Origin of the sequence: Stenotrophomonas sp. TWI1409 (assembly GCF_039673015.1) — a bacterium.
GTDB classification, from domain to species: domain Bacteria; phylum Pseudomonadota; class Gammaproteobacteria; order Xanthomonadales; family Xanthomonadaceae; genus Stenotrophomonas; species Stenotrophomonas maltophilia_A.
Map to the genome: position 1 here is coordinate 87,429 of NZ_JBDJKU010000009.1, position 6,757 is coordinate 94,185.

At 67.8% G+C, this 6,757-nt stretch carries 6 protein-coding genes; all 6 read left to right on the forward strand.

Annotated elements, in window-relative coordinates:
- Positions 1-6 precede the first annotated feature (6 nt).
- The 6 genes from ABE423_RS05285 to ABE423_RS05310 all read left to right on the forward strand — a co-directional run bounded on the left by ABE423_RS05285 (position 7) and on the right by ABE423_RS05310 (position 6,668).
- Positions 7-765, forward strand: a complete 759-nt coding sequence (locus tag ABE423_RS05285; protein WP_049423390.1) for a pilin — start codon at positions 7-9, stop codon at positions 763-765.
- Positions 766-814: 49 nt separating this feature from the next.
- Positions 815-1,747, forward strand: coding sequence for an RDD family protein (locus ABE423_RS05290; protein WP_049461963.1), 933 nt, complete (start codon positions 815-817; stop codon positions 1,745-1,747).
- Between the two features lie 193 nt (positions 1,748-1,940).
- Positions 1,941-4,427 (forward strand): DNA topoisomerase I, encoded by a 2,487-nt coding sequence (locus tag ABE423_RS05295; protein WP_032129673.1) that lies wholly within the window; start codon positions 1,941-1,943, stop codon positions 4,425-4,427.
- 147 nt (positions 4,428-4,574) lie between these two features.
- Entirely contained in the window at positions 4,575-5,165 is a 591-nt protein-coding gene (locus tag ABE423_RS05300) for a Sua5/YciO/YrdC/YwlC family protein (protein ID WP_019338925.1), read from the forward strand.
- A 43-nt stretch (positions 5,166-5,208) separates the two neighbouring features.
- Positions 5,209-5,886: a DUF4124 domain-containing protein gene (locus tag ABE423_RS05305; RefSeq protein ID WP_049401000.1), complete on the forward strand. Its 678-nt coding sequence runs from the start codon at positions 5,209-5,211 to the stop codon at positions 5,884-5,886.
- A gap of 35 nt (positions 5,887-5,921) precedes the next feature.
- Positions 5,922-6,668: a hypothetical protein gene (locus ABE423_RS05310; RefSeq protein ID WP_125892186.1), complete on the forward strand. Its 747-nt coding sequence runs from the start codon at positions 5,922-5,924 to the stop codon at positions 6,666-6,668.
- The last annotated feature ends 89 nt before the right edge of the window (positions 6,669-6,757 follow it).

A 6,757-nucleotide genomic window follows, 5' to 3' on the forward strand; every position in this document is an offset into this window, starting at 1 on the left:
GTCCCCGTGAGCGAGTGGTTCCATGCAGAAGGCAACCGGCAGCAGGGTCCGCTGCCGGCGGAACAGTTGGTCGAGTTGTTCCGCAACAACCAGATCTCCCTGGACACCCTGGTCTGGCGCGACGGCCTGCCGCAATGGCAGCCGTTGCGCACCGTGGTCGACGAACTCGGCCTGATCGTGCCGGCGCTGGACGCTGCCGCACCGCCCGTGGAACCCGAGCCCGATCCGGAACCGGTGGCACCGCCTCCGCCGCAGCCGCCGGTACTGCCGCCGTCCACGCCCTACACCACCAGTGCATCGGCCACCGCCCTGCCAGCGCCGAAGAAGAAGCTGTCCGGCTGCGCCCTGACCGCCATCATCGGCGGCGGCCTGCTGCTGGTGCTGGTCCCGATCGTGGCCATCCTGGCCGCCATCGCGCTGCCCGCCTACAACGACTACACCGTGCGCGCCAAGGTCGCCGGCGCAGTGACCGCGCTGCAGCCGTTGAAGGACCAGGTGCAGCATTTCGCCGATGACGAAGGCCGTTGCCCCGGTGCCAACGACGCCGGCTTCCCGGCCCCGGGTGACTTCGCCCATGCAGGGCTGTCGGCGGTGAACATCGGTCGCTTCAACAATGGCCACTGCGGCATCGAAGCCACCCTGGCGCTGCCCGGCAAGAGCCTTGATGGCGACCTGCTGTGGCTGGAATACGATCGCGACAGCGGCCGCTGGGAATGCAGTGGCGAAAGCAACGACAAGTACCTGCCGCCGACGTGCCGCGGCTGAGCCACGCGCACGCCAGCACCTCCAAGGATGATTCAACAGGGAACATGCAATGACTGAGTGGTACTACGCCGAAGGACAGCAACGCCAGGGCCCGCTGCCGGTCCAGGAGATCCGCCAGCGCTTCCAGCGCGGCCAGCTGAACCTGGACACCCTGGTCTGGCGCGAAGGCATGGCGCAGTGGGCTGCGCTGCGCCAGGTGGTCGACGAACTGGGACTGCAGACACTGGCCGACGCCAGCACGGCCACCGGCAGTGGCGGCTTCGACCTGCGTGGCGACTATGCCGCGATCGACAACGGTACGGCGCCACTGCCTGGCACCGGCGCGCTCAGCAGTTCGCCCTACAGCGCCCCTGCGGCGCTCGGCGGCGGCGGCCATGCCCAGCCGGTGATGGGCGGCGAAGTGGTCTACGCGGGCTTCTGGAAGCGCGTGGCGGCCTACATGATCGACTACTTCGTGCTGGCCATCCCCGGCGGCATCATCGGCGCCATCCTCGGTGTGGCGCTTGGTGCCAGCATGGGTGCGGTGGGCAGCGGCGAATCGGCCATCGAAATCGTGGCCCAGCTGGCCAGTGCCCTGATCAACCTGGCCATCGGCATGGCGTACTACACCTGGTTCCATGCCTCGCAGGGCGGTGCCACGCTGGGCAAGATGGCGGTCGGCATCAAGGTCGTGCGCAGCAATGGCGAGCGCCTGACCAAGGCCCGCGCATTTGGTCGCTACTGGGCCGCGGTGCTCAGCACCTTCACCCTCGGCATCGGTTTCCTGATGGCCGCCTTCACCGAGCGCAAGCAGGGCCTGCACGACATGATCTGCGACACCCTGGTGGTCGACCGCTGGGCCTACACCGACCAGCCGCAGCTGCAGCGCCGGGAGCTGGGCACGGTGACCGTGCTGGTGCTCGTACTGACCGGCCTGCTGTCGCTGGTGGGCCTGGCGCTCATGGTGTTCGCGGTTGGCTTCATCGCCAAGATGGCCTCATGAACGGCCATCCTCACGCCTGGCTGCTTGACATGGGCTGGCCGGGCGTGATTCCTCTAATAAGGTGAAACCTGAACGCCCGGCACATTACCGGGCGTTCAGTTTATGGATTTGCCCGTGGCCGCTTCACTAATGCGGCCGTTTGCTCCACCCTAGCGGCCCCTCTCCCCCGGTCCGCCCACAGACCTTTCCTGACATGCCCAAGCACCTGCTCATCGTCGAATCGCCGGCCAAGGCCAAGACGATCAACAAATACCTCGGCAAGGACTACACGGTCCTGGCCTCGTATGGGCACGTGCGCGACCTGATCCCGAAGGAAGGCGCAGTCGACCCGGACAACGGGTTCGCCATGCACTACGACGTGATCGACAAGAACGAAAAGCATGTCGATGCGATCGCCAAGGCCGCCAAGGGCGCCGACGACATCCTGCTGGCGACCGACCCGGATCGCGAGGGTGAAGCGATCAGCTGGCACATCGCCGAGATCCTGAAGGAACGCGGGCTGGTCAAGGACAAGCCGATGCAGCGCGTGGTGTTCACCGAGATCACCCCGCGCGCCATCAAGGAAGCGATCAGCCAGCCGCGCGCGATCGCCAGCGACCTGGTCGACGCCCAGCAGGCGCGCCGCGCGCTGGATTACCTGGTCGGTTTCAACCTGTCGCCGGTGCTGTGGCGCAAGGTCCAGCGCGGCCTGTCCGCCGGCCGCGTGCAGAGCCCGGCACTGCGCATGATCGTCGAGCGCGAGGAAGAGATCGAAGCCTTCATCGCCCGCGAATACTGGTCGATCGCCGCCGAGTGCGCGCACCCGTCGCAGCACTTCAACGCCAAGCTGATCAAGCTGGACGGGCAGAAGTTCGAACAGTTCACCATCACCGACGGCGACACCGCCGAGGCCGCCCGCCTGCGCATCCAGCAGGCCGCGCAGGGCTCGCTGCATGTCACCGATGTGGCCAGCAAGGAGCGCAAGCGCCGCCCGGCGCCGCCGTTCACCACCTCCACCCTGCAGCAGGAAGCCTCGCGCAAGCTCGGCTTCACCACCCGCAAGACCATGCAGGTGGCGCAGAAGCTGTATGAAGGCGTGGCGATCGGTGACGAAGGCACCGTCGGCCTGATCTCGTACATGCGTACCGACTCGGTGAACCTGTCGCAGGACGCGCTGGCCGAGATCCGCGACGTGATCGCCCGCGACTACGGCATCGCCTCGCTGCCGGACCAGCCGAACACCTACCAGACCAAGTCGAAGAACGCCCAGGAAGCGCACGAAGCGGTGCGCCCGACCTCGGCGCTGCGCACGCCTGCGCAGGTGGCGCGCTACCTGACCGATGACGAGCGCAAGCTGTACGAGCTGATCTGGAAGCGTGCGGTGGCCTGCCAGATGATTCCGGCCACCCTCAACACCGTCAGCGTCGATCTGTCCGCCGGCAGCGAACACGTGTTCCGCGCCAGCGGCACCACCGTGGTGGTGCCCGGCTTCCTGGCCGTGTACGAAGAAGGCAAGGACAACAAGAGCGCCGAAGACGAGGACGAAGGCCGCAAGCTGCCGGCGATGAAGCCCGGCGACCGCGTGCCGCTGGAACGCATCCAGGCCGAACAGCATTTCACCCAGCCGCCGCCGCGCTACACCGAAGCGGCGCTGGTGAAGGCGCTGGAAGAGTACGGCATCGGCCGTCCCTCGACCTACGCCTCGATCATCCAGACCCTGCTGTTCCGCAAGTACGTGGAAATGGAAGGCCGCAGCTTCCGCCCGTCCGACGTCGGCCGCGCGGTGTCCAAGTTCCTGTCCAGCCACTTCACCCGGTACGTGGACTACGACTTCACCGCCAAGCTGGAAGACGAGCTCGACGCCGTCTCGCGTGGCGAAGAAGAGTGGATCCCGCTGATGGCCCGCTTCTGGGAGCCGTTCAAGGAGCTGGTGGAAGACAAGAAGGAATCGGTCGACCGTGCCGAGGCCAGTGGCGCGCGCGAGCTCGGCACCGACCCCAAGACCGGCAAGCCGGTCAGCGTACGCCTCGGCCGCTTCGGGCCTTACGCTGCCATCGGCAGCACCGCCGAGGACGCCGAGGAGAAGCCGAAGTTCGCCTCGCTGCGCCCCGGCCAGTCGATGCACACCATCTCCCTGGAAGACGCGCTGGAACTGTTCCTGATGCCACGCGCGCTGGGTGAGGACAAGGGCGAGCCGGTCAGCGTCGGCATCGGTCGTTTCGGCCCGTTCGCCAAGCGTGGCAGCACCTATGCCTCGCTGAAGAAGGAAGATGACCCGTACACCATTGACCTGGCCCGCGCCGTGTTCCTGATCGAAGAGAAGGAAGAGATCGCGCGCAACCGGATCATCAAGGAGTTCGAGGGCAGCGACATCCAGGTGCTGAACGGCCGTTTCGGCCCGTACATCAGCGACGGCAAGATGAACGGCAAGATCCCCAAGGATCGCGAACCGGCCTCGCTGACCCTGGCCGAAGTGCAGCAGCTGATGGAAGAAACCGGCAAGCCGGTGCGCAAGGGCTTCGGCGCCAAGAAGGCTGCCGCGAAGAAGGCCCCGGCAAAGAAGGCGGCGGTGAAGAAGGAAGCGGCGCCGAAGAAGGCCGCTGCAAAGAAAGCGCCTGCCAAGAAGGCCCCGGCAAAGAAAGCGGTGAAGAAGGCTGCCGCGAAGAAAGCCCCGGCGAAGAAGGCCGCTGCAAAGAAGTAGATCCACGCCATGCGTGGATGAGGGTCAAGGTGTGCGGACCAACGGTCCGCACCCACCATCAGCAGTCAGTACCTACCGCTGATGCCGGCCAGCGGCCGGCACTACCGGGTGCCAGGGTCCACCCCTTCTGCACGCGGCAGGGGGATAATGAAGGCCCACGCCGGGCCGGTCGCCGCCATGAAAGAACTCACCCTGGACTCTGCTGTCGCCACGCTCCGCGCGGGCGGCGTGATCGCCTACCCGACCGAAGCGGTCTGGGGTCTGGGCTGTGATCCCTCGCACGAAGCTGCGGTGCACATGGTGCTGCGGCTGAAGCAGCGCCCGATCGAGAAAGGCATGATCCTGGTCGCGGCCGAACTGGCGCAGCTGGAAGGCTGGGTGCGGCTGCAGGCGCTGCCCGACGCCCGCCAGCGCGCGGTGCTGGCCAGCTGGCCCGGTGCCAACACCTGGATCCTGCCTGCCGGCCCGCGCGCGCAGCCCTGGGTCACCGGCGAACACAGCGGTATCGCGGTGCGCATCAGCGCGCACCCGCTGGTGGCCGAACTCTGCCGCGCCTGGGGCGGCCCGCTGGTCTCCACCAGCGCCAACCTGGCCGGCGAACCACCGGCACGCAGCCGCGAAGAACTGGACCCGCGCCTGCTGCGCCTGCTCGACGGCATCCTCGATGGGCAGACCGGCGGCCTGGCCCAGCCCACCCCGATCCGCGACGCGCTCAGCGGCAACGTGCTGCGCTCCTGAGCCGGCGATTGCGCTGCTGCGGACAATCACGCACCCTGCCGCCATGACCCTGCTACGCGCCACCTTGAGCCTGTGCCTGCTGCTGCCGTGGACGGCACCCGCGGCCGAGGACGTGCGTGTCTACCGCTGCGTTGCCAGCAACGGTGCCGTCGCCCTGCAGGACAGGCCGTGCAACAGCGGCCGCCAGCAGGTGCGCGACCTGCAGCGCCCGCGCGATCCCGCTCCACGGGTGGTGCGCAGTGATGCCACGCCTCCGCCGCCCAGCGAAACCCCGGTCATCCGCGAGCGCGAAGTCCGCCACGTCTACATCCAGCCGCCGCAGCCGATGTACGAGTGCGTGAGCGAGGACGGACGGCGCTATACCAGCGACAACAACGAAGGCAATCCGCGCTGGGTGCCGCTGTGGACCAGTGTCTGGCTGCCGCACGGCCATCGTGGTCCAGCCTATCCCGGACCACGCCCGGCCATCGGCACGCCGATCGGCGAAGGCACGGGTTATCGGCGCCCCTCGATCGGCATGGACGTGCAGGTGCCGGCCGGCAGCGTGCTGGTCCGCGACAGCTGCCATGCGTTGCCACCACAGGAAGTCTGCGCACGGCTGAGTGACCGCCGCTGGGAGCTGGATCGCCGTTACAACAGCGCGCTGCAGAGTGAACGCACCGCCATCAGCAACGAACAGCGCGGTATCGATGCGCGCCTGTCGCGCGATTGCGAACGCTGAGCGCAGCACGCCGTCGCAGCCTGTACGCTGTGCGCATGAACCGAGTGATCTGGCTGCTCCTGGTCCTGCTGCCCGGAAGCGCGTTGGCCGAAGAGGGCGTGATCTACCGCTGTACCTCCAGCAGCAGTGACGTCCCTACCCTGCAGCGCACGCCGTGCGCCACCGGCAGCAAGCAGCAGGTGCTGCGCATCCCCGACCCGGCCAACTCGCAGCCGGCCGCCGCTGCGCCTGTAGCCGCCGAACCTGCATCCGCGCCCGTTGAAACACCCGCGCCGGTGCCGTCCGGACCGGCCGTTGCCCCTGCGGCCCCAGCAAAACCACGACGCGCGGACGAAGGACGCACGATCATGGAAGCAGGCATGGTCGAACACGCAGGAGACGACCAGATCCTCGACAGCGCGACGCTGCGCCGCGATGCCGAGGCCCGCGCCGCCGCAGGTGACGGTCCACCGAAGCCGCCGCTTCCTCCGATCTTCCAGTGCACCGACAGCCAGGGCGGCGGCTACCTGTACGAGTACGAAGCCGCGCCCGGCCGCTGCGAGCTGATGACGGTACAGGGCCTTGGCGGAGTGACGCCGGTGAATGCCGCCAGCTGTGAAGTGGTGCGCGACCACTGCGAAGCGCTTCCCGAAGCGCAGCGCTGCGGTGGTTGGCAGCAGCGCTTCCGCGATGCCCGCGGCCGTGAGCGCTTCGCCGCGCCGGAGAACCGCGATACCGCGCGCGGTGAACGCGAGCGGCTGCAGGGTGTGCTGGAGGCCAGCAACTGCCCGGTACCGGGGTAACGGCCACCCGGTAGTGGGGGGGGGGGGGGGCGGGCGCGACGGAACAAAAAAATTGGGGTTTTTTGGGTGCGGGCCGGAGCACCACCAGA

Bases quoted from the DNA above. Each gene is read 5' to 3' on its own strand.
- ABE423_RS05290 (WP_049461963.1), top strand. From the start codon at position 815: ATGACTGAGTGGTACTACGCCGAAGGACAGCAACGCCAGGGCCCGCTG.
- ABE423_RS05295 (WP_032129673.1), top strand. From the start codon at position 1,941: ATGCCCAAGCACCTGCTCATCGTCGAATCGCCGGCCAAGGCCAAGACG.
- ABE423_RS05300 (WP_019338925.1), top strand. From the start codon at position 4,575: ATGAAGGCCCACGCCGGGCCGGTCGCCGCCATGAAAGAACTCACCCTG.
- ABE423_RS05305 (WP_049401000.1), top strand. From the start codon at position 5,209: ATGACCCTGCTACGCGCCACCTTGAGCCTGTGCCTGCTGCTGCCGTGG.
- ABE423_RS05310 (WP_125892186.1), top strand. From the start codon at position 5,922: ATGAACCGAGTGATCTGGCTGCTCCTGGTCCTGCTGCCCGGAAGCGCG.